Genomic DNA, 23,524 nt, shown 5'->3' with positions numbered 1-23,524 from the left:
GTGCTGCTGCCCCTGCAACTGCATCTGACTCTTCCGCCGTGGGTGGAAGAGGTCGCCGATACCCGCAAGCGCTACCTCTCCGACGAGGAGCGCGTGGGCCTGGCCATCGAGCTCGCCCGCCAGAACGTCAGGCGCAGCCACGGCGGGCCGTTCGGCGCGGCGGTGTTCCACGAGGATGGCCGGCTGGTTTCGGCCGGCATCAACCGCGTCGTGCCGCAGAACTGCTCGGTGGCGCATGCGGAGATGATGGCCTACATGCTGGCGCAGCAGCGGCTGGCGAGCTTCCGCCTCAACGCCGGCACCAACGGCCGCTTCATCCTGGCGACCAGCGCGCAGCCGTGCTGCCAGTGCTACGGCGCCACCGTGTGGGCGGGCATCGACGAACTGCTGATCGGCGCGCGCGCCGAGGATGTCGAATCGCTTACCACCTTCGACGAAGGCCCGCTGCCGGCCGACTGGGTCAGCCAGCTCGAACGCCGCGGCATTGCCGTGCGCCGCGACATCCTGCGCGAGGAAGCGCGCGTGGTGCTCGCCGACTACGGCCAGAGCGGAGCGCACTATTGACCCGGCTGCGCGCCGCCCTGCCGTTGCTGCTGCTGGTGGTCGCCGGCGTGGTGCTGTTCGCCTCCGGCGCGCTGGACCGCCTCAACCCCGAGCAACTGGTCGCGCACCAGGCCGAGATGCACGCGCAGATCGCGGCCAATCCCTGGCTCTCGCGTCTGGCCTACATCGGCCTGCTGACGCTTGCGATGGCGACCGGCATCCCCGGCACGGTGATCATCATCTTCGCTGGCGGCTTCGCCTTCGGCGTGGTCGAGGGGACCACCTGGTCGTCGATCGGGTTGACCCTGGGCTCGCTGATCCTGTTCCTGGCCAGCCGCTATGCCTTCGGCGCGGGCAGCCGCCACCCGCCGGCGCTGGTGGCGCGGCTGCACCAGGGCTTCGAGCAGCACCCGGTCAGCTACACGCTGTTCCTGCGCTTCGTGCCGGTGGCGCCGTTCGGGCTGATCACCGTCTGCCTGGCCTGGCTGCGTTGCCCGATGTGGCTGTTCGTCGGTGCCACCTGGCTGGGTGGCACCGTCGCGCTGGTGTTCGAGACCTCGATCGGTGCCGGCCTGGGGCATGCGCTCAGGCAGAGCGACCGGATCGGCCTGGGCCTTTTCATGCATCGCGAGGTACTGCTGCCGTTGGGCGCGATCGCCCTGCTGGCGCTGGTGCCGCTGCTGATCGGCCGACTCACGCGGCGCCAGCGGCAGCAGCAAGGCTAGCGGGTCGTCTGCAAGGGTGACTCCGGGCGCAGCCGGGCGGATGGCGCTCGCGCACCGGGGCGCTCCTGCAAGGGCTCGGTGGCCGCCGCATGCGCCAGTGACTCCAGGAGGCCCGGCAGTTCGTCCATGGTGGTGAACAGGCGGTGCGCGCCTGCCTCGCGCAGTCGCGCCGCCGGCGTGCGGGCCGCGAAGCCGAGCACCGTCATGCCCGCCGCGACGCCGCCAGCCACACCGGCCGGCGAATCCTCGACCACCACGCAGGCCGCGGGCGCCACGTCCATGCAGCGGGCGGCGTGCAGGAAGAGGTCGGGCGCCGGCTTGCCGCGCGCGACATGGGCGGCACTGAACAGGTGGCCCTCGAAGCGAGGCAGCAGGCCGACCCGGCCCAGGCTGAAGCGCACCTTCTCCGGGCCGCCGTTGGAGGCCACACAGAACGGTAGCGCCAACCCGTCGAGCACGCGTACCACGCCCGGCACAGGCGCAAGTCCGGCAGCCAGCGCGTCGAACAGGCGCCGGTCGTGCTCGGCCTCGAAGTCCTCCGGCAGGGCCCGGCCGAGCCGTTCGGCGGCCAGCGCCAGGCAGTGCGCCATGGTGCGGCCAAGGAACAGCTCGTCCATCTGGCTGTCATCGAGAACCAGTCCTTGCTCGGCCAGCAGCCGCGCGAGCACGCAGTTGGCGATCGGTTCGCTGTCGACCAGCACGCCGTCGCAGTCGAAGATGACCAGACCGGGCGGCCCGACGCTCACTCGAACACCGGCTCGCAACGCACGTCGCAGCGCACCGAGTTGGCCAGGAAACACGTCTGGTGCGCCTGGTGGTGCAGGTGCTCGACCTGTTCGCGCGTGGGCCGGGCGTCCCCGGAAAAATCCACGCGCGGACGCAGCAGCACGTCGCGCATCACGGTCCGCCCCTGCCCGTCGCGTCCCATGCTGCCGATCGCGGCGTCGCGGTAGCTGTCCACGCGGAAACCCTGGCGTGCGGCCAGGCTGAGGAACCACAACATGTGGCAACTCGCCAGCGAGGCGACGAAAGCCTCCTCCGGATCCACCGCTGAGGGATCGGACATCGGTACCGGCACCACGTCTGCCGACGAGGACATCGGCAGTTGTTCGCCGCCATCGAAGCGCACCATGTGGCGCCGGCTGTAGCGGTTGTCCAAGAAAGGCTGGTCCTCGCGGACCCAGGTCAGTTCGGCGGTGTGCTTGCTCATGCGCGTTTCCTTTGGGCCCAGAAACCCTTCAGGGGCGCACCCTGTGCGCGACCATGGGCCATGGCGGTCGCGCGCAGGGTGCGCTCCTACAGAAGCGTCAGGTCCGCTTGCGGAAGTACAGCCATGCGCCCAGCCCAAGCACCGCCGCAGGCAGCAGGTTGGCCGGCAGCGGCGGCACCCCATAGATCGTCGCGAAATTGACCAGCGCCTTCTGCAGGAAGTACCAGCCAATCGCCAGCAGGATGCCGACGAAGATACGCTTGCCCAGGCCGCCCGAGCGCAACGCGCCGAAGGCGAACGGCATCGCGCACAGCACCAGCACCAGCGTGTTGAGCGGATAGAGCACGCGGCCCCAGAAGGTCACCGCGTAGACGCCCGGGTTCTGCCCGTTGCGTTCGAGGTAGCTCATGTTGCGGTAGAGATCGCGCATCGGCAGGTACTGCGGCTGGATCACCGACTGCTCGAGCACACGCGGGTTGAGCCGCGAATCCCAACGCTCGCTGGCGTGGCGGGAGGTGTGCGTGCCGCTCGCGTCGAGCGTGGTGCTGCGCACGCCCTTGAGGATCCACTCGCGCCCGTCGTTCTCCGCCGACTGCGCCCAGTCGAAACGGTCGATCTGGCCGTCCGGCGACAGTGTGAACACGCGTACGTCGGCCAGCTGCACCACGTTGTGGCCCTGCACCTGCTTGATCAGCGTGGCCTTGGCATTGACGATCCGGTTGCCGTCGCGCGCCCACAGACCGGTGTTGCCGGACAGGCCCAGGTGGTTGGCCTTCATGCGCAACTGGATGGCCTGCGCCTTCTGGTCGCCCCATGGCGCTGCGGTCTCGCCCAGGATGGTCACGCCCACGATCAGCACGGCGACCACGCCGGCCGCCGAGGCGGCGATGCGCAGCCGCGACATGCCCGCGGCGCGCAGCGCGGTGAGCTCGCCGTTGCCGGCCAGGCTGCCCAGCCCCATCAGGCCGCCGATCACCGCGGCGAAAATGAAGTACTCGTACAGGCGCCGGGGCACCGTCACCAGCACGTAGCTGATCGCGTCGAAGGTGGTGAACCCGTTGCGTCCGACGAAACCCAGCTGGCGCAGCAACTGCGTCACCACGTCGAAACCGGTCAGCACCAGCCAGGTGGTCAGCAACGAGCCCAGCACCGTGAGGCCGACCAGCCGGTCGACCCGCTTGATCGCCAGGCCCATCACGCCACCGCCTTGCGCGGACCGCGTGGCTTGCGCGGGGCGTGCTGTTTCCAGAACAGCCACCCCGCCAGCGCCAGCGCCAGCAGATGCACCAGCAGCAGAGGCAGCGAGTTGGCCCAGTGGCCCTTGCCGATCTGTGCGCGCCCCAGCGCCAGCAGCAGGTAATAGAAGTAGAAGCCCAGCAGCGCCAGCAGGATGCGCCCGTAGCGCGGCTCGCGCGGGCTCTGCCGCGACAGCGGCAACGCCAGCATCAGCAGCACGAACGCCATTGGCGGCGCGTGGATGCGCCAGGCGAACTCGGCGCGCGCGTCGGGCGAAGGCGAGTTGGCCAGCGCCCAGGTGCCCTGCGAGTGGGCCGGATCTTCCTCGTCGTCGGCCTTCACGTCGGACAGGGCGATGTCGTTGCGCGCGTACTGCATGCGCCACCAGTCGTCGCGGCCGAGCGGGATCTTGTACTGCCAGCCGTTGCGCAACGCCATGAAGCGGCCTTCGCCGTTGCTCTCCTGGTACAGCTGCCCGCCCGCGGCAGTGACCACCTTGAGCTGGCGCACGCCATCGCTGTCCGCGCCTTCGGTGGCCACGAAGGTCTTGCCAAGCACGCTGCCATCGCGGCTGAGCGAGTCGACGAAAATGATGCCGCCCTTGCCCGGCAGCTCGGTGAAGCGGCCGGCATCCAGCCCCGCGGCGATCACCGAGCGGTTGGCCTCGGCCACCAGCGCATCGGCGGTGCGCACCGCCCACGGGCCCAGCCACAACGACACCGCACCGGTGACCAGCACGATGATGCCGGCCAGGATCGCCACCGGCTTGAGCAGGCCGCCCGGCCCCATGCCGGAGGAGGCCAGCACGTGCATCTCGCTTTCGCGGTACATGCGGCCCAGCGCCATCATGACGCCGAGGAAGCCGGCCAGCGGCAGCAGGTTGGTCAGTCCGTCCAGCGTGCGCAGGCCCAGCACCGGGAACATCACGCTGGCCGGGAAGCTGCCGCCGGCGACCTGTTGCAGGACCTTGGCGAACGTCGTGCCGGTAATGATCGCGACCAGCACGATGGTCGTGGCCGCCACGGTCTGGGCCAGCTCGCGCAGGAAGTATCGGTCGAGGATGCTCAGCATGCGATAGGATTGAAGGTCTCGCACCGCAGGCCGGCGCTTAGGGATGCTCTGACCGCCAAGTCTAACGGTTCGCACTCTTTCTTACTTCGCAGGACCCCTCCCGATGACGCTTCAGTTCAGTCTGGTTGCCGCCAGCACCTCGCCCGAAACCGTCGATACCCCCTGCCTGGTGGTGGGTGTCTACGAGAACGGCCTGCTGACCAGCGCGGCCGCACGCGTGGATGGCGCGGCCGAGGGCGCGATCAAGCGCCAGGTCGAAAGCGGCGACGTCAACGGCAAGGCCGGCAGCGTCAGCATGCTGTTCGCGCCGGCCGGCGTGGCCGCCCGCCGCGTGCTGGTGGTGGGCCTGGGCGCGCAGAAGAGCTTCGACGCGGCCCGGTACCAGAAGGTCAACCTCGAAGCCATCCGCGCGCTGGGCAAGCTGCCGGTCGATTCGGCCGTGTCCTTCCTTACCGAAGTGGATGTGCCGGGCCGTGATGCCGCCTGGCGCGTGCGCACCGCGGCACTGGCCGCCGACCACGCGGCCTATCGCTACACCGCCACCTTCAAGCCGCGCGAGAAGAACACGCAGCCGGAACTGAAGTCGGTCGCCCTGGCCGCTGGCGATGAAGCCAGGCCTGGCCTCGACCAGGCCGTGGCGATTGCCGAAGGCGTGCGCTTCGCCCGCGAGCTGGCCAACCTGCCGCCGAACATCTGCAACCCGGTCTACATAGCAGCGCGCGCGCAGGCGTTCGCCGAGGCCAACGAGGGCGTCAGCTGCCGCGTGCTCGACCACGGGGAAATGGACAGGCTCGGCTTCGGCTCGCTGCTGGCGGTCGGCCGCGGCTCGGCCAACAAGCCGCGCCTGATCGCGCTCGAATACAAGGGCGGCGCCGAGGGCGACAAGCCCTACGCGTTCGTCGGCAAGGGCATCACCTTCGATTCGGGCGGCCTCAGTCTCAAGCCCGGCGCGGGCATGGAAGAGATGAAGTTCGACATGGGCGGCGCGGCGGGCGTGCTCGGCGCGTTCGTCGCCGCCGTAAAGATGAAGCTCAAGCTCAACCTGGTCTGCGTGGTGCCCTCGGCCGAAAACATGCCCGACGGCGACAGCTACCGCCCCAGCGACGTGCTCACCAGCCTGTCGGGCCTGACCATCGAGGTGCTCAACACCGACGCCGAAGGCCGCCTGATCCTGTGCGACGCCCTGACCTGGACCGCGCAGACCTACCAGCCAAAGGCGATCGTCGATGCCGCCACGCTGACCGGCGCCTGCGTCATCGCGCTGGGCAAACACGCCACCGGCCTGATGAGCAAGCACGACGACCTGGCCGCCGAACTGCTCGACGCGGGCGAAAACACGCTCGACCGTGCCTGGCGCCTGCCGCTGTGGGACGACTATCAGGTGCAGCTGGAATCGGGCTTCGCCGACGTGGCCAACATCGGCGGCAAGAGCGCAGGCGCGATCACCGCCGCCTGCTTCCTCTCGCGTTTCACCGAAGGCCAGCGCTGGGCGCACCTGGACATCGCCGGCACCGCCTGGGACGAGGGCCGCAAGGGTCTCGCCACCGGCCGCCCGGTGCCGCTGCTGGCGCAGTGGCTGATCGACCGCGCCGGCTGATCGCCACGCACCGGCGCCGCGCGCGCGGCGCCGGCGTTCCCTTCCTCCTGCCGAGTCGACCATGCCTCGCGCCGACTTCTACCTGATCGACAAGCCGCGCTTTCGCGAACAGCCGCTGCTGCTGGTGTGCGAGCTGGCCCGTCGCGCCTACGCGGCGCAGCAGCCGACGCTGATCCTCACCCGCGACTTCGAGCAGGCCGAGGCGGTGGACGAACTGCTGTGGGATTTCGACAGCGACGCCTACATCCCGCACCAGCTCGCCGGGGACGAGGACGACGCGCACACCGCGGTGCTGATCGTGCCGCCCGGTATCGAGACCGCGGACCGCGCGCTGCTGATCAACCTGCGCGAGACGTGCCCGGCCGGCCGCTTCGAGCGGGTGCTGGAAGTGGTGGCTGCCGACCCGGCCGAGCGCACCGGCTCGCGCGATCGCTGGCGCGAGTACCAGCAACGCGGCTTCGAGCTGGCCAAGTTCGACATGTAGGAGCGCACCTGTGCGCGACCGGTGACGGCGGATCTCCCGGCGCGACAACACGTCGCTCGCGCACCGGGCCGATCGGGGCGGCTGGCCGCACACGCACAGCGGCGTCCAGGCGGTATGCTCTTGGTCATCTTCGGACAGGGGCCGGACGATGGACCAGGGGATCGAGGAAGCCCAGGCAATGCCGGCGGTCGCGGCTGGCCGCGCGCGCGGCGGGCGCGCCACGCAACAGGATGCCTGCATCTGCCTGCACGACGCGGCCAGCGACGCGCGGCTGCTGGTCCTGGCCGACGGCATGGGCGGCGACGGCGCCGGCGAACTGGCCTCCGCCGGGGTCATCGATGTAACGCGCCGGTTGTGGCAGCAGGGCCTGTGGCGCGAGCAGCCAGGCCCCCTGTTCCTTGAAACGCTGTGCCAGTCCGCCCACGCCGAGCTGCGCCGGCGCGGCGAAGGGCTGGTGGGGGCCGAACCGCACTCGACGGTGGTCGCGCTGCTGGTCCGCGGGCGACGCGCCTGCTGGGCGCACGTCGGCGACAGCCGGCTTTACCGGTTCCAGGGCGGACGCTGCCTCGGGCGGACCGAGGATCACAGCGTGGCGCAACTGAAAGTGGCCCGCGGCGAGCTCGCCGCCGAGGCGATGGGCGAGGACGTCGACCAGCACATGCTGCTGCGCGGGCTGGGTGGGCCGCAGCCGCCGCAGGTCGAACACGGCCTGGCGACGTTGCGCCCCGGCCAGGCCTTCGTGCTCTGCAGCGACGGCGTGTGGGAGCGACTCTCGACCGAGGAACTGGGCCGGTTCGCCCGCCGGGGCAACCTGCGCGGCGCCGTGCAGGAGGCGCTGTTACGGGCAGTGGAGCGCGGCGGCGCGGACGGCGACAATGTCTCCTTGATCTTCGCCCGGATAGGCTGGGTGCAATGGTTGCGCGCCCATGGCCGCCGGCTGTGGAAACGACTTGCCCGCCGCCGCATGGCGAGCGACGTGGGTATCGGACAGGTATGAGGGAATCGGTGCAAAACTCGCTAGACGCGCGCTTCGCGCACAGCCCGCGACTGGGGCCACTGCTGCTGGTCGGAATGCTGGCCGTCGGCCTGGGCGGCTGCGCCCAGCTGCAGCAGCTGAAGGCACGCATCTCCGGCCGCGGCAAGCCAACCGTCACGGTGACGCCCGCCGCCGCCCCGGCGCCGGCGCCGGCCCCGGCGGACGAGGCGCCGCCGCCCTCGCTGACGTCGATCATCAACGACCAGCTGCAGTCCGGACACTATGCCGAGGGCGAGCGGCAACTGCGCCGCTACCTCGCGGCCTACCCGGACGACCGTGCCGCGCAGGCGATGCTCCGCCAGCTCACGGTCGACCCGGAAGAGGCGCTGGGCCACGCCTCGCGCCCTTACGTGGTACGCCCGGGCGATTCCTACAGCACGCTGGCCGCCCGCTTCCTCGGTGACGGCGGGCGCTTCCTGATCCTGGCCCGCTACAACGACTCGGCCGATCCTTCCATGCTGCGCGTGGGCCAGACCCTGCGCGTCCCCGCTTCGCGACTGGCCGCCGGCACGCGGCCGGAAGGCCCGGTGCAGTCCACCGCCGAGCCGTCGGCGGCACCTGCCGCCGATGGCTCGGGCGTGGCCAAAGCGCGCCGCCTGCAGGACGAAAGCCTCGCGCTGCTGCACAAGGGCCAGCACAGCCAGGCGCTGGAACGGATGGACCAGGCGCTGGACGCCGACCCGCAACTGCCGCCTTCGGGCGCCGATGCCAGGGCGCTCCGCCAGCAGCTGGTTTCGGTCTACCACCAGCGGGCGATCGTGCTCTACCGCGACCAGCAGCTGGACCAGGCGATCTCCCTGTGGAACCGCGTGCTGGCGATCGAGCCAGATTTCGAGCCGGCGACGGTGTACCGCGCACGGGCGCTTGAGCTCAAGCAGCGGTTGAAGCAGTTCTGAGGGCTCGCCGGATCGGTATCCTTGCCTGCCCCGTCCTTGGCGGGGCGGCTCAACGGCGCAGGATCCCGGGCTTCCCCCTTCGAGGGAAGGCTGGGATGGGGATGGGCTTCCTCCCATCCCCGCAGGCCGCGCCCTAATCCCGCGTCGCCTTGTCCTCCACCCGTTCTGCCGTCGGCAGGATGCGGGTGGGCAGTTCCAGCGGTGACGTCGGTTTGGCGGTGGGCCGACCGGGCCGCCGCTCGCGTGCCTGCAAGGCGTTGCACATCAGGTTGAAGGCGGTGAACAGGCGGCCCAGTTCGTCGTGGCGCACCAGCCGGATACGATGCCGGAAGTCGCCCCGGCCAACCCGCAACATGGCCTCGCCAAGCACGTCCAGCAGGCCGAGCAGGCGGCGGAACAGCCAGTAGGCCGCGCCGGTCACCGCCGCCAGCGTCACCAGCAACACGGCGACGATGGCCTGGAGCGTGGTCTTCTGGGCTGCCCGCAGCGGGGCATCGCTGATGCCCAGCCGCAACTGGCCGACCTTGGCCGTCTGGTAGTTGACCGGCACGTCGAACACCAGCATCTCGCCGGAGTCGTCACCGTCCGGCAGGCGCACGCGGTAACTCGCAATGTCGGCCGCACCGGGCAGGAATTGCTCGTTGGTGCGTTTTGGCAGCGGCTTGCCCTGCTCGTCCTGGCGCGTGCTGGCGACCACCTCGCCGTAGCGGTTGGCCACCGCGAGGTAATAGATCTGCTTGTTGCGTGCGATGTCCTGCACCAGCGCGCGCGTGGCGGCACGGTCGTCCAGGAGCAGGTTCTCGGCCGCCTCGCTGGCGACCATGCGGCCGAGCGAGCGCCCGTAGTCCTGCGCCAGGCCGGTCACCGCCGCGTTCTGCCGCGCGTAGATCGCCGCCAGGCCGATCAGCAGGGTCAGGCTCAGCACCGCGGCCAGGATGCCTGCCCAACGCAGGCGCAGCGAGATCAGCCGGGTGGCGATCGGCTTCTCGTGCAGGCGCTCGTACTCGCGCAGGGCCAGGCGCAGGTCGTCGATCAGTTCGGCGCCGCGCTGGTAGCGGTCCTGCGGTGCCGGCGCCAGCAGCGTCTGCACGATGTCCAGCAGGATCGTGGGCGTGAACGGGTCGCGCGGCTGCAGCGTGGGCTGCGGCAGGCGCTGGCGCTCGGCCAGCAGGCGCCGGACGTCGCCGGTCTCCTCCCACGGAAGCTTGCCGCTCAGCAGCCAGAACAGCACCACGCCGAGCGAGAACAGGTCGCTGCGCGCATCGGTCCGCTCGCCGCGCAGGTGTTCCGGCGCCATGTAGGCCGGCGTGCCGCCGATCTCGCGACGCGGTGCGCCGGCACTGCGCGGGTCGCGCCGTTCGGCGATGCCGAAGTCGCTCACCTTGGCGTGCTGCCAGCCGTCGGAGAGCATGATGTTCTCCGGCTTGATGTCCTGGTGGATGACGCCCTGCGCATGCGCGTAATCGAGCGCCCCGGCGATTTGCTCGACCAGCCCGAGGATCACCGGCAACGGCGGAAAGCCTTCGCGCGCGACGCGGCTTGCGAGGGTGTCGCCGGACAGGCGCTCCATCGCGATGTAGGGGCGGCCGTCGTCCATCTCGCCCACGTCGAACAGGGTGACGATGTGCGGATGGGTCAGGTGGCCGACGGCGCGTGCCTCGGTGACGAAGCGCGCCCGATAGGACGGATCGGCCGCCACTGCGTTGCGCAGGCACTTGATCGCGACCTGGCGCTCGATTTCCGGATCGAAGCCGGCGTAGACCACCGCCATGGCGCCGGCGCCGAGCACGCCCTCGATGCGGTAGCGTCCCACCGTCGGCGGGATCGCGCGCTCCTCTGCGGCTGGGGTCAGACCAGCCACCATGCCGCCACTCCCATCGCCACCAGCGCCGCCGCGCCGAGCGCCAGCCAGCCGTGCCGGGAGGCAACCCCGGCCCCGCGTTCGCGGGTGAGGAACGTGAACTCCACCTGCCCGAAGCGGACGCGGTCGCCGTGGCGCAGGGTCGCCTCGTGGACCCGCTTGCCGTTGACGAAGGTGCCGTTGGTCGAGAGGGTGTTCATGACCACGTAGTGGCTTTGCTGGTTCATGATCCACGCGTGCGAGGCCGACACGCTGAGGTCGTCCAGCACGATGTCGTTGTCCCCGCGCCGGCCGATCGTCTGCCGGCCCGAGCGCAGGGATATTCGCGTACCCTGGAGCGCCCCGGTGGCGCCCTCCAGCACCGGCGCGGCGGCGCTGGCGCGGCCGAGCAGGACCGGGGCCGCTTCCCGGGCAACCTGGCGCAGTTCCTCGGCGGAGAACAGCCGGGTTCCCTGCGGTCCGGACGATCGCTTGGAGCGGGAAAGAACGGGAGTCTGGCCAGGGCTGTCCATCGATATGCCTCGGTGGGATATCCGCGCACTATAACCAAGCGTCCGTCATCAAGGCATGGGGACACCCGCTCTCCGCCGTCAAGCCGCCGGGCCGCGAACCCCGTCACAGGGCCGGGCACGGCCAGTTCGCCTCCCTGCCCCAGGCCTGGGCCTGTCGGCCGGTAACCGGGTCCCGCGATGGCTTGCGACCGTCGCCCCGCACCCGTGCACGGATCGTGAAAGGCCCGGCTGCCGCCCGTTTGCGGCACTATAGGCGTCTGGGCGGTTCGCGCGTGCCGATTCGGCAGGCTCCGGACGATCGAGCATCCGCACAGCGATGCGGGCGGCGGTTGGAACCACATCGCCCAGTCCACCGCGTCTTCGTCTGCCGGGCCAGTGGCGGCTGTCGGGCTTGCGGCGGCGGGAGACCTGCGGGTATCGGGCCTTCCTGCGCAAGCCCTTCCGGATGGCCGAGGTGATCTCGCTGCTGGAGCAGCTGGTGCCGCCGGACGCACTCGCGGTGACCTGACGCGGGACGCTAATCGGTCGCGTTGATCACGGCCAGGAAGTCACGGCCGTAACGCTTGAGCTTGGCCTCGCCGACACCGCTGACGTCCGCCAGCTCGTCCTCGTTGGCGGGCATGGCGCGGAGCATCGCCAGCAGCGTGGCGTCGTGGAACACCACATATGGCGGCACGCCCTGCTGCTTGGCCAGCCGGGTGCGCAGGCCGCGCAGGGCGTCCCACAGCGGTTGCTCGTAGGCTTCGATGCCCAGGCTCGTGCCGGTCACCAGCTGGCTGTCGCGGCGACGACGGGCGCTGCGGACGGGGCGGGCGTCCTCGCGCAACAGCACCTGCTGGCCGCCGGTCAGCACAGTCCGGCTGGCGGGCGTGAGGCGCAGCGTGCCGTAGCCCTCGGCGTCGGCTTCCAGCAGGCCCGCGGCGAGCAGCTGGCGGAACACCGAGCGCCAACCCTTCTCGTCCATGTCCGCACCGATGCCGAAGGTGGTCAGGCGCTCATGGCCGAGCTGGCGCATGCGCTCGCCTTCGATGCCGCGCAGGATGTCGATCACGTGGCCGGCACCGAAACGCTGGCCGCTGCGGTAGACCGCGGAGAGCGCCTTCTGCGCGGGAACCGTGGCGTCCCAGGTCTTCGGCGGTTCCAGGCAGTTGTCGCAGTGGCCGCAGGGCCCCTGGAAGTCCTCGCCGAAGGCGCCCAGCAGCAGCTCGCGCCGGCAGCGCGTGGCCTCGGCGAAGGCGAGCAGGCCTTCGAGTTTCTGCCGCTCGATGCGCTTGCGCTCGTCGGCTGAATCGGACTGGGCGATCATCTGGCTCATCGTCACCACGTCGGACAGGCCGTAGAGCATCAACGCCTCGGCCGGCAGACCGTCACGCCCGGCACGGCCGGTCTCCTGGTAATAGCCTTCCATCGAACGGGGCAGGTCCAGGTGCGCGACGAAGCGCACGTCGGGTTTGTCGATGCCCATGCCGAAGGCGACCGTGGCGACCATCACCACGCCGTCCTCGCGCAGGAAGCGCTGCTGGTTGGCCGCGCGCGTACGGGCATCCAGGCCCGCGTGGTACGGCAGCGCCTCGACGCCCGCCTCGGCGAGCCAGGCGGCGGTGTCATCGACCTTCTTGCGGCTCAGCGCGTAGACGATGCCGGCCTCGCCACGGTGGCCGTCGAGGAACTGCATCAGCTGCGTGCGCGGGTTGTGCTTGAGCGCGACGTGGTAGCGGATGTTGGGCCGGTCGAAGCTGGAAACGAACTGGTGCGCCCGCCCGAGCCCGAGCCGCTCGACGATTTCCTCGCGTGTGCGCGGGTCGGCGGTGGCGGTGAGTGCGATGCGCGGAACCTGCGGGAAACGCTCGGCCAGTACCGCCAGCTCGCGGTATTCCGGGCGGAAGTCATGGCCCCACTGCGAGACGCAGTGCGCTTCGTCGATGGCGAACAAGGCCACGTCGATCTGTTCGAGCAGGCCCAGGAAGCGGGCCGTGAGGAGGCGCTCGGGCGCCACGTAAAGCAGTTTCAAGCCACCGGCGAGCAGCCGCCGCTCTACCTCGCGCTGGTCCCCGGCCTCCAGGCTCGAGTTGAGGTAGGCCGCCGCCACGCCCGCCTCGCGCAAGGCATCGACCTGGTCCTGCATCAGCGCGATCAGCGGCGAAACCACGATCGCGGTGCCAGGTCGCAGCAGTGCGGGAATCTGATAGCACAGTGACTTGCCGCCGCCGGTCGGCATCAGCACCAGCGCGTCGCCGCCTTCGGCCACCGCCTGCACGATGGCCTGCTGCTGGCCGCGAAAGCTGGCGTAACCGAAAACGCTGTGGAGGAGATCGAGGGCGCTGGAAGACATCGCGTGCATGCTACCAAAGCGACGTCCCACGGCCGTCGGCGACGCACGCCGTTGCGCGTAGGCGCGCCGCCCCCCGAAAGATGAAGGGCGGTCCCCGGCCACCATCCCTAAGTCGAGCCAGCCGAAAACGCTTTTTCTCTGAAGGAGCACGCCCTGCGCGGGACCGGAGACTGCCGCCCGGGGCGAGCTGCAAGGTCAGGGCCGAGCGGTTGTCCGGGGTTCTAGGTGGGCATGCCCCAGAGTGCGCGGTCGAGGTCCGCATCCAGCCCGAAGCGCGACAGCGGCACGCGGCCGTTGACCACCTCGATGCCCTCGGCGCGCAGCAGGCGGCACTGCTCCCGGAAGCCCCTGCTACCCGGCGGCAGCGCGACCTGACCGCTCGCGCGCAGCACGCGATACCACGGCAGCTCCATGCCTTCGGGCGTCTCGCCCAGCAGCCTGCCGACCAGCCGCGCGCGGCCCGGCAAGCCGGCGCGGGCCGCGATCGCGCCATAGCTTGCAACGCGGCCGCGCGGGATGGCGGCGATGGCGGCGTAGACGCGGGCGTGGCTTTCCTGCATGGCTCGTCACTTGGGCACGATGCGGCGGGAGGTTACCATCCAGGCCGCACCAAGGAGTCCGCCCATGCGCCATTTCGAAGCCGTGCGTTCCCACGTCGGCAGCCAGTACGCGCTGCGACAGAACGATCCCTACCTGATCAGCTTCGATCTGGCCCTGCCGCTGGGGCGCCACCAGGGCATCTACCTGGCGGAACTGGAGGACGAGGGCGGCCGCCGCTACCTGCGCCTGTCCACGCCTATCGGCCCGCTGGCGGGCACCGACCCGCGCCGCTGCCTGCGCTTCAACTGGGAACAGCGGACCGGCTTCCTCGCCGTGGCGGACCTGGATGGCTCGCCATTCCTGCACCTGTGCGAGAACCGCCCGTACGAATTCCTCGACGGCAGCGAACTCGAACGCCTGATCGGCGAACTGGGCCTGCTGGGTGACCAGCTCGAACAGATCATCGCGAGCGGAGGCGACAGCTTCTGATGGAACGCTTTTCGTAGCAGCCCGCTTGCGGGCGATGCTCCCGGTCTACCCGCAAGGCATCGCGCACAAGCGGGCTCGGACGGCACGATGTCCGCCCCGGGCGGCACGATGTCCGCTCAGTGGGCGAAGGCCTGCACCAGCCGCACGAAGCCGTAAGCCAGCAGGGCCGTGATCGGCAGCGTCAGGATCCAGGCCCACACCATGCGCTCGACCACCGACCAACGAATCGCGTTGAACCGCTTGGCCGCGCCCACGCCCATGATCGACGCGGACACGTTGTGCGTGGTCGACACGGGGATGCCGAACGCCGACGCGGTGAGGATCACCGCGGCCGAACTGCCCTCGGCGGCGAAACCATTGATCGGGTGCAGCTTGACCATCTTGTGGCCGAGCGTCTTGATGATGCGCCAGCCGCCGCCCGCGGTGCCCGCGGCCATGGTCAGCGCGCACACCACCGCGACCCACGCCGGCACGTTGAAGCCGCCTTCGGCGGAGCCGGCGATGCGCAGGAATCCCAGCCAGCGCGGCAAGTGGTCGAGCTGGCCTGCGGCAGTTCCGCCGGCCAGCGCAAGCGCGATGATGCCCATGCTCTTCTGCGCGTCGTTCATGCCGTGCGCCAGGCCCATGGCACTGGCCGAGACGATCTGCGCCTTGCCGAAGAAGGCGTTGACGAACGGCGTGCGACCCAACCGCTGCAACCCGCCCTTGCGGTTGGCGAGCCAGGCGAACATCGCGTAGAGCGCGCCCATCAGCAGGAAGCCGATGACGAAGCCCATCAGCGGCGAGACCACCATCGGCACGACCACTTTCGGGATCACGCCCTTGCCAGCCCACCAGCCGCCCTGCGACCAGATCACCGCACCGAAGTTGTCGCCCGCGGCGGCGATCGCCGCGCCGACCAGCGCGCCGACCAGCGCGTGGCTGGAACTGGACGGCAGGCCCAGCCACCAGGTGATCAGGTTCCACACCGTGGCCGCCAGCAGCGCGCAGATCAGCAGTTGCGGCCCCGCGTCGACCACGTGGGTGTCGATCAGCCCGGCGGCGATGGTCTTGGCCACCGCGGTGCCCCACAACGCACCGATGAGGTTGGTCACCGCGGCCAGCAGCACCGCCTGGCCGGGACTCAAAACCTTCGTTGCCACCACCGTGGCGATCGAGTTGGCGGTGTCGTGGAAACCGTTGATGTAGGTGAAGGCGAGTGCGATCAGCACCACCGCGAAGACCAGGCCAAGGCTCATGCGCGCGGCCTCAGGAGTGCTTGAGCACGATCGAGTAGACGATGTTGCCGACGTCGCGGCACTTGTCGATCGCCTTCTCGATCAGCTCGAACAGGTCCTTGGCGAGCATCGCCTTCATCGCGTCATGGCCTTCGACATAGAGCGAGCGGTACGGGGCCAGCAGCATGCGGTCGCCCTCGGACTCCAGCGCCTGCAACCGGTCTTGCAGTTTGCGCACCGGGTCGATGTGCAGGCCGCGGCGCAGTTCGCCGATCATCTCGCCGACCACCGCGGTGGACTCTTCCAGCACGCAGGCGCGCTGGGCGAAATCGACGTCGGTCACGCGCTCGGCCACGATGGCGTAGCGCTCGGCGAACTTCTCCACCGTCTTGGGGATCTTGTACAGCGCCGAGTTGAGCGCCTCGATGTCCTCGCGGTCCAGCGCGGTGACGAAGGTGTTCACCAGCTCCTCGCTGATCTGCGCGGCCAGCGCCTTTTCGCGTGCGCGGGCGCCGGCGAAATCGGCCATCACCGGTGCGCGTTCCTTGTGGGCGAGCATCTGGTGCAACGCCTTGGCGCTGCCGTGGGCCGCCTCGGCACTCTGCTCGAGCAGGCCGTAGAACTTGTCGCCCTTACCGAAAATCGTCTGCAGTGAAAACATGCGCGTGCCTGGAGAGGATGGGGTCAAACAGGCGACATGTTACAGGAGCCACCGTGGCAGCGGCAGGAAAGCGCTTTCACCACCCATGCACGCGCCACTGCGGGCTGGCCGGGCATCCCGTACACTGCGCACCCATGCGACCTCGAAGTCACCCGCCGCGATGCTGACCGATATCGCGCTCGTCATCCTTCTGTCGGTCTTCAACGGCTTCTTCGCCTTGTCGGAAATGGCGCTGGTCGCCTCGCGCAAGAGCCGCCTCAAGCAGATGGCCCAGGGCAGCCGGCGCGCCCGCGTGGCGCTGCGCCACGCCGAGGCGCCGGAGCATTTCCTGTCGACCGTGCAGGTGGGCATCACGCTGGTCATGCTCATCACCGGTGCGCTGGCCGGCGACCGGCTGGGCGAGCACCTGTCCGCCTCCCTGAAGGGCAGCTCCGCCGCATGGCTGGCGCCTTATGCGCGCGTCCTGGGCGTGGCGCTGAGCTTCGTCGTGATCTCCTACATCCAGGTGGTCATCGGCGAACTGCTGCCAAAGCGGCTGGCGCTCTCCGCGCCGGAGCGCATTTCCAGCGTGGTGGCGTTGCCGATGCTGATCCTGGCGCGCATCACGGCGCCGTTCGTGTGGCTGGTCAACGTGTCCAGCGGCGTGTTGCTGCGCCTGCTCGGCGTGCAACGGCAGGGCCAGGGCCGCGTCACCGAAGAGGAAATCCGCCTGCTGGTCGCCGAAAGCGCCGAGCAGGGTGTACTCGACGCGGACGAACACAACATGGTCAACCGCGTGCTGCGCCTGGGCGACCGCACGGTCGACAGCGTGATGACCCCGCGCATGCGCATCGCCTGGCTCGACCAGTCCGCGCCGCGCGAGGAGAACATCGCGACCATGCGCGAGACGCCTTACTCGCGTTACCCCGTCTACCAGGGCGACGAGAGCGACGTGGTCGGCGTGCTGGAGGTCAAGAGCCTGATCGGCGGCATCGCCGGCGATGCGCCCGAACTGTTCCGCCAGCTGGCCAAGCCGCTGTACGTGCCGGCCACGGCGCGCGCCATGGACCTGCTGGAGGAATTCCGCGACGCCGAGACGCCGATGGCGCTGGTGGTGGACGAGTACGGGGACATCGAGGGCCTGGTCACCCTCAACGACCTGCTGGCGGCGGTGGTCGGCGCCAGCCAGCTCGGCCACGGCGGCAACGAGGAACATCCGCCGATCGTTCCGCGCGAGGACGGCAGCTGGCTGATCGACGGTTCGCTCTCCACCGAGGACCTGCGCGAGCTGCTGCACGTCGAGCGCCTGCCCGGCGAGGAGGAGCACGAGTTCCGCACCGCCGCCGGCATGGTGATGACCGCGCTGGGGCACATCCCGCAGGTGGGCGAGGTGTTCGCCTGGCGCGGCATCCGCTTCGAGGTGGTCGACCTGGACGGCGTGCGCATCGACAAGCTGCTGGTCACGCCGGCGCCGCGCATCGAGGCGGCGGACGACGAGCAGTAGGCGGCTTTTCCGCAAGCCTTCCCCTCCGCCCTTCGGACAGCTTCCCGTGAACGGGGGAAGGATCCCGCTGGCCAGCTTTCCGGGCGTGCTTGCCGCACCTCCCCGAGGCCTTGCCGGTTCACGGAAGAAGGTGCCGACAGGCGGATGGGGGCAACCGGAGCGCGCACGTTCCTCCTGCGTGGTTCGGCTTTTCACGCCGGCTTTGCTAGCCTCGGGTGGATGTCTTCACCCAAGCCCGCCAGCGTGAGCGCCCCCTTGCCGGCGCCACCCTTGCCCCGGCCGGACCAGCGCTGGTCCCTGTTCCTCGACGTGGACGGCTGCCTGCTCGACTTCGTCGACGATCCCGCGGCAGTGGAAGTGACACCGCAACTGCGGGCGGTGCTGCATGTCCTGCACGGCCGACTCGACGGCGCACTGGCGCTGGTCAGCGGGCGCGGCGTGGACGATCTCGATCGCCTGTTCGGCGCGCCGCCCTGGGCGCTGGCAGGCCTGCACGGCTACGAGCTGCGTCATGGCGACGGACGCCACCGCGAGCTTGCCGTCGATCCGCGCGACCACGCCCGCATGCGCGCGGCAGTGCAGGCGCTGGCCGCGCGGCTCGACGGCGTGCAACTGGAAGACAAGCAGCACGCCATGGCGCTGCACTGCCGGCGCGCCCCGGACCGCCTCCCCGCGTTGCGCGAAGCGGCCGAGGCGATCGCTGCCGAGCTGCCCGGCTACGCGCTGCAACCGGGCAACCTGGTGATGGAATTCAAGCCCGCCGGGATCGACAAGGGCCGCGCGGTGGAGGAACTGATGCAGCACCCGCCGTTCGCTGGTCGCATACCGGTCTACCTTGGTGACGACCTCACCGACGAGCACGCTTTCGAGGTGGTCAACCGGGCCGGTGGCACCAGCGTGCGGGTGGGTCAACGCGAACCCAGCCTGGCGCGGTTCACGCTGCCTAGCCCGGCCGCCGTCCAGGCTTGGCTGGAACGGGTGCGGGACGCGCTCGGCCACGGACAAGACCTTGCACAGGGAGTTTCGATCGATGCCCACAACGGTGGAGGACACCGCCAATCCTGAGTTGCGCCTGGCCGGCGCCGGCTGCCCTGCGCCAGTGAGGCGCTGTGCGCGCACAGGTGGCGCGCGATGACGCGCACTGGCAGGAAACCGGGGCGGCTGGTGGTGGTATCCAACCGCGTGGCCATGCCCAAGCAAACGGCCACTGGCGGCCTGGCCTCGGCCATGCGCGCGGCATTGCAGGAACGCGGCGGCCTGTGGTTCGGCTGGAGCGGCAAGCTCGCCACGCACAGCGCCGAGGAACTGCACCGGCTCAGCGACGGCGCGATCGATTACGTCACCATCGACCTGTCGCGCGCCGACCACGACGACTTCTACGCCGGCTTCGCCAACCGCACGCTGTGGCCGCTGTTCCACTACCGGCCCGACCTGGTCGACTACCAGCGCAGCCACTTGGAAGGCTATCTGCGCGTCAACGCGATCTTCGCCGACGAGCTGGCCAAGCTGCTCGAACCGGACGACATCATCTGGGTCCACGATTACCACCTGATTCCGCTTGCCGCGATGCTGCGCGAGCGGGGCGTGCGCAACCGCATCGGGTTCTTCCTGCACACACCGCTGCCGGCCGCCGCGCTGCTGATCGCGCTGCCCAAGCATCGCGAGCTGCTCGAAACGCTGGCCAGCTACGATCTGGTCGGCCTGCACACCGCCCGGGACCTGCGCGCGCTGGAGGACTACTTCCTGCACGAAGTCGGGGGCGCGATGCGGCCCGGCGGCCGCCTGCGCGCCGCCAACGGCCGACTGTTCCGCGCCGGCGTGTTCCCGATCAGCATCGACACCGCTGAAGTGGCCGACGTCGCGCGCAAGGCCATGTCCGAAGATGCCGTGCGTGAGTTCAAGCAGAGCCTGGACGGCCGCGACCTGATCATCGGCGTCGACCGGCTCGACTACTCCAAGGGCCTGGCGCAACGCTTCGAGGCCTTTGCCCACGTGCTCGAGCGCTCGCCAGCGTTGCACAGCCACGTCACCCTGCTGCAGATCGCGCCACCCTCGCGCGGCGCGGTGCCCGAGTACCGCCTGATCCGCCGCGAACTCGAGCGCATGGCGGGGCACATCAACGGCAAGTACGCCACGCCGGAGTGGGTGCCGATCCGCTACGTCAACCAGTCCTTTCCGCACAGCCTGCTGGCAGGCTACTACCGCGTGGCGCGGGTGGGCCTGGTCACGCCGCTGCGCGACGGCATGAACCTGGTCGCCAAGGAGTACGTGGCCAGCCAGGATCCGAAGAACCCCGGCGTACTGGTGCTCTCGCGCTTCGCCGGCGCGGCGCAGGAACTGACCGAGGCGCTGCTGGTGAATCCGGCCGATACCGTCGAGGTGGCCGATGCGCTGGAGCGGGCGCTGGCCATGCCACAGCGCGAACGTATCGCGCGTTGGCGGTCGATGATGGACGTCCTGCAAAGGCACGACCTGACCGCCTGGCGAAATGCGTTCCTCCACGCGTTGACGAGCTGATCCGGTCGGGGTTCGCCGCTGCCCCCGGGGGTATCGGCCCGCCCCCGAGCCACACCTGCCTGTCGCCCCTCTCCCCGGAAGGGGCGGCGGGGGGGATTGGGTTGGTGGTTCGAGGACAGGCGCTTGTGCGCCGGATCGCCCACCCGCACCCGCAATCGCACTACGCTAGGCCGGTCACCCAGGGGACCCACCATGAAGCCAAGCCTCGCCGTTCGCCCCACCCTGCTGGCCCTGCTGCTGGCCGCCAGTGCCGCCCTGCCCGCCGCCGATGCGCCGCAGGCGAAATACCCCAGCTATCCAAGCGAAACACCGGCAAGCTTCACCCCCGTCACCGCCAGCTTCGACTACGAACGGCGCGAGGTGATGATCCCGATGCGCGACGGCGTGAAGCTGCATACCGTGATCCTGGTGCCCAAGGGTGCAAGGCACGCAGGCATCCTGCTCACCCGCACGCCCTACGACGCGGACGCGCTGACCAGCCACACCATGAGCGGCCACCTGGCGCCGATGCTCCAGGGCTACGACAACGCCACCGACGTGATCGTCGAGGACGGCTATATCCGCGTGGTGCAGGACGTGCGCGGCAAGTACGGCTCCGAAGGCGACTTCGTCATGAACCGCCCGGTGCACGGCCCGCTCAACCCCACGCCGGTGGATGACGCCACCGACACCTACGACACCATCGACTGGCTGGTGAAGAACATCCCCGAGTCCAACGGCAAGGTCGGCACGCTGGGCATTTCCTTCGACGGCTTCGAGCCGCTGATGGCGCTGATCAACCCGCACCCGGCGCTCAAGGTTTCGGTGCCGATGAACCCGATGGTCGACGGCTGGATGGGCGACGACTGGTTCCACAACGGCGCGTTCCGCCAGCAGAACCTGTCCTACATCTACGAGCAGGAAGCCAGCCGCGACAACTCGATCCGCTGGTGGAGCAGCTTCCACGACGAGTACGACCTGTTCATGCACTACGGCTCGGCCGGCGCGATGGGCGAGGCGTACGGCATGGGCCAGCTGGGCTTCTGGAACAAGATCGTGGCGCACCCGGCGTACGACGCGTTCTGGTCGCAACAGGCGGTCGACAAGCTGCTGGCGGGGCAACCGCTGAAGGTGCCGGTGATGCTGGTGCACGGCCTGTGGGACCAGGAGGACATCTACGGCGCCCCGGCCGTGTACCGCGCGATCGAACCCAAGGACACCGGCGGCAACATGGTCAAGCTGGTGATGGGGCCGTGGTACCACGGGCAGGAAATCGAGGAGGGCAGCGCGCTGGGCGCGATCCGCTTCGGCAGCGATACGGCGAAGTATTTCCGCGAACACATCCTGCGTCCGTTCCTGGCGCAGTACCTGAAGGATGGCGCGCCCAGCGCGGACATCGCCCCGGTCACCGCCTTCCAGACCGGCACCAACCGCTGGCAACGGCTGGACCACTGGCCGCTCGCCTGTGAACGGGGCTGCGCCACGACCAGCCGCGCGCTGTACCTGGAGCCGGGCAACAAGCTCGGCTTTGCGGCCCCGGCGCAGGGTGCTGCCTACGACGAATACCTATCCGACCCGGCCCGTCCGGTGCCGTTCCGCGCTCGCCCGATCCAGCCGGTCGGCTACGACAACGGTCTGACCTGGCAGGAGTGGCTGGTCGACGACCAGCGCGAGGCCTCCAGCCGCACCGATGTGCTGACTTATGTCTCCGAACCGCTCACCGCGCCGCTGACCATCGCCGGTGCGCCGGACGTGCACCTGGTCGCCTCGACCAGCGGCACCGACAGCGACTGGGTGGTCAAGCTGATCGACGTCTACCCCGACCAGGTGGCCGAGCAGCCGGCGATGGGCGGCTACCAGCTCGCGGTGGCGATGGACATCTTCCGCGGCCGTTACCGCAACGGCTTCGACAAGCCGGCGCCGCTGGCCGCGAACCAGCCGCTGGACTACCGTTTCAGCCTGCCCAACGCCAACCACGTGTTCCTGCCGGGCCACCGGCTGATGGTGCAGGTGCAGTCGAGCTGGTTCCCGCTCTACGACCGCAACCCGCAGACGTATGTGCCGAACATCTTCAAGGCGATGCCGGCGGACTACGTCAAGGCGACGCAGCGGGTGTATCACGCGCCGGGCAAGGCGAGCTTCATTGCCCTGCCCGTGGTGAGCCGCTGATCCGGTTTGGTCGCCTGCCGATCGTGAGCCGTTGATCCCGATCCTTCCCCCGCACGCGGGGGAAGGTGCGCGAAGGGCCGATGGGGGCGGCCGGAGCGCGCGCCCTCATCCGCTTTTGGCAATGACACCGCCGCGTTGCCGGTTCATGTCGAGGCAGGGCTTCCCCATCCGCCTGTCGGCACCTTCCCCCGCGTGGCGGGGGATTCGGCGTGGAGGCGTATGGCGGCCGATCAGGCGTGCGCGAACTGTTCCTGGCCGCGGTAGAAGCGGTGGTGCGCGAGATCCAGCAGTGCAAGATCCTCGTGGGTGTCGCCGTAGGCGTAGACGCGCCCGTAGTGGGCCAGGTCGTACGTTGCGCGCACGCGCCGCGCCTTTTCCTCACCGACGCACTGCGCGCCCTGGTAGCGCCCGGTCAAGCGACCGTCGCGGTGTTCCAGCGTGGAGCAGACCAGCGCCAGGCCGTGCAGGCAACACCACGGCGCGAGATAGGCATCGAGCCCGCCGGAGACCACCGCCACGGTATCGCCCTGCTGCTGATGCCAACGGATGCGCGCCATCACCTCCGGGCGCAGCAGCGGCGGCAGCGCCTCGTCGGCAAACGCCGCGCCATGGGCCTGCACGCTGGCGAGCGCGACGCCCGCAAAGCCCACGCGCACCACGGCGGCGCGCACCGACACACCCGAGACCACGCCACACTTGTAGCCGGCGACCCAGGGTGCCAGCAGCAACCTCCCCCAGGCCTGCCGGCGTGCAGGTACGGCGCGGTACATGAAGGCCGCCATGGTTTCCCGCGTGGTGATCGTTCCATCGAAGTCGAACAGCGCAAGATTCGCCACGCATCCGTCCCTTGTTTGCGTCCGTGCATTCTAGCGACGCTGCACGCGCCCCGGGCGACAGGGACCAGCATTGCGGTTTTCGTCCCGACGACAGGTGTCGAGGCCAGCCCTGCGCAGACCAGGAGGGTGC

General features: G+C 69.7%; 22 protein-coding genes. 11 read left to right on the top strand and 11 right to left on the bottom strand.

What is annotated here, in order from left to right; translation table 11 throughout:
- The first annotated feature begins 3 nt into the window (after positions 1 to 3).
- Together ACFWZU_RS03330 and ACFWZU_RS03325 are read left to right on the top strand one after the other, a co-directional pair.
- Positions 4 to 564: a nucleoside deaminase gene (locus tag ACFWZU_RS03330; RefSeq protein WP_439700172.1), complete on the top strand. Its 561-nt coding sequence runs from the start codon at positions 4 to 6 to the stop codon at positions 562 to 564.
- The gene (locus ACFWZU_RS03325; RefSeq protein ID WP_439699989.1) at positions 561 to 1,268 is read left to right on the top strand and encodes a TVP38/TMEM64 family protein; all 708 of its coding nucleotides are present in this window, start codon (positions 561 to 563) and stop codon (positions 1,266 to 1,268) included. The genes ACFWZU_RS03330 and ACFWZU_RS03325 overlap by 4 nt, the downstream gene beginning before the upstream one ends.
- On the opposite strand, the gene ACFWZU_RS03320 is transcribed toward ACFWZU_RS03325, so the two are convergent.
- The 4 genes from ACFWZU_RS03320 to lptF all read right to left on the bottom strand — a co-directional run bounded on the left by ACFWZU_RS03320 (position 1,265) and on the right by lptF (position 4,785).
- Positions 1,265 to 2,014 carry an HAD family hydrolase gene (locus tag ACFWZU_RS03320; RefSeq protein WP_439699988.1) on the bottom strand — a complete coding sequence of 250 codons (750 nt, stop codon included), beginning with the start codon at positions 2,012 to 2,014 and terminating at the stop codon, positions 1,265 to 1,267. The genes ACFWZU_RS03325 and ACFWZU_RS03320 overlap by 4 nt on opposite strands.
- On the bottom strand, positions 2,011 to 2,478 hold the full coding sequence (locus tag ACFWZU_RS03315; protein WP_439699987.1) for an OsmC family protein: 468 nt from the start codon (positions 2,476 to 2,478) through the stop codon (positions 2,011 to 2,013). The genes ACFWZU_RS03320 and ACFWZU_RS03315 overlap by 4 nt, the downstream gene beginning before the upstream one ends.
- A 97-nt stretch (positions 2,479 to 2,575) precedes the next feature.
- Positions 2,576 to 3,673, bottom strand: a complete 1,098-nt coding sequence (gene lptG, locus ACFWZU_RS03310) for an LPS export ABC transporter permease LptG (protein WP_439699986.1) — start codon at positions 3,671 to 3,673, stop codon at positions 2,576 to 2,578.
- Entirely contained in the window at positions 3,673 to 4,785 is a 1,113-nt protein-coding gene (gene lptF, locus ACFWZU_RS03305) for an LPS export ABC transporter permease LptF (RefSeq protein WP_439699985.1), read from the bottom strand. Before lptF ends, lptG begins: the two co-directional genes overlap by 1 nt.
- A 103-nt stretch (positions 4,786 to 4,888) precedes the next feature.
- Here lptF and ACFWZU_RS03300 point away from each other — a divergent pair, with 103 nt between their 5' ends.
- The 4 genes from ACFWZU_RS03300 (at position 4,889) to ACFWZU_RS03285 (ending at position 8,798) form a co-directional block, all read left to right on the top strand.
- Complete coding sequence (locus ACFWZU_RS03300) at positions 4,889 to 6,382, top strand: leucyl aminopeptidase (protein ID WP_439699984.1); 1,494 nt, start codon at positions 4,889 to 4,891, stop codon at positions 6,380 to 6,382.
- Positions 6,383 to 6,443: 61 nt separating this feature from the next.
- The gene (locus ACFWZU_RS03295) at positions 6,444 to 6,866 is read left to right on the top strand and encodes a DNA polymerase III subunit chi (protein ID WP_439699983.1); all 423 of its coding nucleotides are present in this window, start codon (positions 6,444 to 6,446) and stop codon (positions 6,864 to 6,866) included.
- A 148-nt stretch (positions 6,867 to 7,014) separates the two neighbouring features.
- A complete protein-coding gene (locus ACFWZU_RS03290; protein WP_439699982.1) occupies positions 7,015 to 7,863 on the top strand; it encodes a PP2C family protein-serine/threonine phosphatase in 849 nt (282 codons plus the stop codon).
- 8 nt (positions 7,864 to 7,871) lie between these two features.
- Entirely contained in the window at positions 7,872 to 8,798 is a 927-nt protein-coding gene (locus tag ACFWZU_RS03285) for a LysM peptidoglycan-binding domain-containing protein (RefSeq protein ID WP_439699981.1), read from the top strand.
- A 133-nt stretch (positions 8,799 to 8,931) separates the two neighbouring features.
- Here ACFWZU_RS03285 and ACFWZU_RS03280 read toward each other — a convergent pair whose 3' ends face one another.
- The 4 genes from ACFWZU_RS03280 to ACFWZU_RS03265 form a co-directional block, all read right to left on the bottom strand.
- Positions 8,932 to 10,662, bottom strand: a complete 1,731-nt coding sequence (locus ACFWZU_RS03280) for a protein kinase domain-containing protein (protein WP_439699980.1) — start codon at positions 10,660 to 10,662, stop codon at positions 8,932 to 8,934.
- Entirely contained in the window at positions 10,647 to 11,171 is a 525-nt protein-coding gene (locus tag ACFWZU_RS03275) for an FHA domain-containing protein (RefSeq protein WP_439699979.1), read from the bottom strand. Before ACFWZU_RS03275 ends, ACFWZU_RS03280 begins: the two co-directional genes overlap by 16 nt.
- Before the next feature lie 517 nt (positions 11,172 to 11,688).
- The gene (gene recQ, locus ACFWZU_RS03270) at positions 11,689 to 13,503 is read right to left on the bottom strand and encodes a DNA helicase RecQ (RefSeq protein WP_439699978.1); all 1,815 of its coding nucleotides are present in this window, start codon (positions 13,501 to 13,503) and stop codon (positions 11,689 to 11,691) included.
- 221 nt (positions 13,504 to 13,724) lie between these two features.
- A complete protein-coding gene (locus tag ACFWZU_RS03265) occupies positions 13,725 to 14,063 on the bottom strand; it encodes an MGMT family protein (RefSeq protein ID WP_439699977.1) in 339 nt (112 codons plus the stop codon).
- A 64-nt stretch (positions 14,064 to 14,127) separates the two neighbouring features.
- Here ACFWZU_RS03265 and ACFWZU_RS03260 point away from each other — a divergent pair, with 64 nt between their 5' ends.
- Entirely contained in the window at positions 14,128 to 14,532 is a 405-nt protein-coding gene (locus ACFWZU_RS03260) for a hypothetical protein (protein WP_439699976.1), read from the top strand.
- 116 nt (positions 14,533 to 14,648) lie between these two features.
- Here the strand turns inward: ACFWZU_RS03260 and ACFWZU_RS03255 are convergent, their stop codons facing one another.
- Entirely contained in the window at positions 14,649 to 15,770 is a 1,122-nt protein-coding gene (locus ACFWZU_RS03255) for an inorganic phosphate transporter (RefSeq protein ID WP_439699975.1), read from the bottom strand.
- A 10-nt stretch (positions 15,771 to 15,780) separates the two neighbouring features.
- Positions 15,781 to 16,410, bottom strand: coding sequence for a DUF47 domain-containing protein (locus tag ACFWZU_RS03250; RefSeq protein ID WP_439699974.1), 630 nt, complete (start codon positions 16,408 to 16,410; stop codon positions 15,781 to 15,783).
- A gap of 160 nt (positions 16,411 to 16,570) precedes the next feature.
- On the opposite strand from ACFWZU_RS03250, the gene ACFWZU_RS03245 reads away from it, so the two are divergent.
- The 4 genes from ACFWZU_RS03245 (at position 16,571) to ACFWZU_RS03230 (ending at position 22,558) form a co-directional block, all read left to right on the top strand.
- A complete protein-coding gene (locus ACFWZU_RS03245) occupies positions 16,571 to 17,893 on the top strand; it encodes a hemolysin family protein (RefSeq protein WP_439699973.1) in 1,323 nt (440 codons plus the stop codon).
- Positions 17,894 to 18,136: 243 nt separating this feature from the next.
- The gene (gene otsB, locus ACFWZU_RS03240; RefSeq protein WP_439699972.1) at positions 18,137 to 18,958 is read left to right on the top strand and encodes a trehalose-phosphatase; all 822 of its coding nucleotides are present in this window, start codon (positions 18,137 to 18,139) and stop codon (positions 18,956 to 18,958) included.
- 66 nt (positions 18,959 to 19,024) lie between these two features.
- Positions 19,025 to 20,410, top strand: coding sequence for an alpha,alpha-trehalose-phosphate synthase (UDP-forming) (gene otsA, locus ACFWZU_RS03235; RefSeq protein WP_439699971.1), 1,386 nt, complete (start codon positions 19,025 to 19,027; stop codon positions 20,408 to 20,410).
- Between the two features lie 192 nt (positions 20,411 to 20,602).
- A complete protein-coding gene (locus tag ACFWZU_RS03230; protein ID WP_439699970.1) occupies positions 20,603 to 22,558 on the top strand; it encodes a CocE/NonD family hydrolase in 1,956 nt (651 codons plus the stop codon).
- Positions 22,559 to 22,788: 230 nt separating this feature from the next.
- Here the strand turns inward: ACFWZU_RS03230 and ACFWZU_RS03225 are convergent, their stop codons facing one another.
- A complete protein-coding gene (locus tag ACFWZU_RS03225; RefSeq protein ID WP_439699969.1) occupies positions 22,789 to 23,394 on the bottom strand; it encodes an HAD family hydrolase in 606 nt (201 codons plus the stop codon).
- Positions 23,395 to 23,524: the final 130 nt, after the last annotated feature.

Origin of the sequence: Frateuria sp. GZRR33, assembly GCF_051900425.1 — a bacterium.
Taxonomy (GTDB): domain Bacteria; phylum Pseudomonadota; class Gammaproteobacteria; order Xanthomonadales; family Rhodanobacteraceae; genus Frateuria_A.
This window is presented reverse-complemented; position numbering and strand designations above follow the sequence as displayed.

What these genes read in the sequence shown, in the direction of transcription:
- ACFWZU_RS03250 (WP_439699974.1), bottom strand. Translation starts at nt 16,410, where the DNA reads ATGTTTTCACTGCAGACGATTTTCGGTAAGGGCGACAAGTTCTACGGC.
- ACFWZU_RS03245 (WP_439699973.1), top strand. Translation starts at nt 16,571, where the DNA reads ATGCTGACCGATATCGCGCTCGTCATCCTTCTGTCGGTCTTCAACGGC.
- ACFWZU_RS03255 (WP_439699975.1), bottom strand. Translation starts at nt 15,770, where the DNA reads ATGAGCCTTGGCCTGGTCTTCGCGGTGGTGCTGATCGCACTCGCCTTC.
- ACFWZU_RS03280 (WP_439699980.1), bottom strand. Translation starts at nt 10,662, where the DNA reads ATGGTGGCTGGTCTGACCCCAGCCGCAGAGGAGCGCGCGATCCCGCCG.
- lptF (WP_439699985.1), bottom strand. Translation starts at nt 4,785, where the DNA reads ATGCTGAGCATCCTCGACCGATACTTCCTGCGCGAGCTGGCCCAGACC.
- ACFWZU_RS03275 (WP_439699979.1), bottom strand. Translation starts at nt 11,171, where the DNA reads ATGGACAGCCCTGGCCAGACTCCCGTTCTTTCCCGCTCCAAGCGATCG.
- ACFWZU_RS03295 (WP_439699983.1), top strand. Translation starts at nt 6,444, where the DNA reads ATGCCTCGCGCCGACTTCTACCTGATCGACAAGCCGCGCTTTCGCGAA.
- ACFWZU_RS03230 (WP_439699970.1), top strand. Translation starts at nt 20,603, where the DNA reads ATGAAGCCAAGCCTCGCCGTTCGCCCCACCCTGCTGGCCCTGCTGCTG.
- ACFWZU_RS03260 (WP_439699976.1), top strand. Translation starts at nt 14,128, where the DNA reads ATGCGCCATTTCGAAGCCGTGCGTTCCCACGTCGGCAGCCAGTACGCG.
- ACFWZU_RS03290 (WP_439699982.1), top strand. Translation starts at nt 7,015, where the DNA reads ATGGACCAGGGGATCGAGGAAGCCCAGGCAATGCCGGCGGTCGCGGCT.
- recQ (WP_439699978.1), bottom strand. Translation starts at nt 13,503, where the DNA reads ATGTCTTCCAGCGCCCTCGATCTCCTCCACAGCGTTTTCGGTTACGCC.
- ACFWZU_RS03300 (WP_439699984.1), top strand. Translation starts at nt 4,889, where the DNA reads ATGACGCTTCAGTTCAGTCTGGTTGCCGCCAGCACCTCGCCCGAAACC.
- ACFWZU_RS03265 (WP_439699977.1), bottom strand. Translation starts at nt 14,063, where the DNA reads ATGCAGGAAAGCCACGCCCGCGTCTACGCCGCCATCGCCGCCATCCCG.
- lptG (WP_439699986.1), bottom strand. Translation starts at nt 3,673, where the DNA reads ATGGGCCTGGCGATCAAGCGGGTCGACCGGCTGGTCGGCCTCACGGTG.
- ACFWZU_RS03315 (WP_439699987.1), bottom strand. Translation starts at nt 2,478, where the DNA reads ATGAGCAAGCACACCGCCGAACTGACCTGGGTCCGCGAGGACCAGCCT.
- otsA (WP_439699971.1), top strand. Translation starts at nt 19,025, where the DNA reads ATGACGCGCACTGGCAGGAAACCGGGGCGGCTGGTGGTGGTATCCAAC.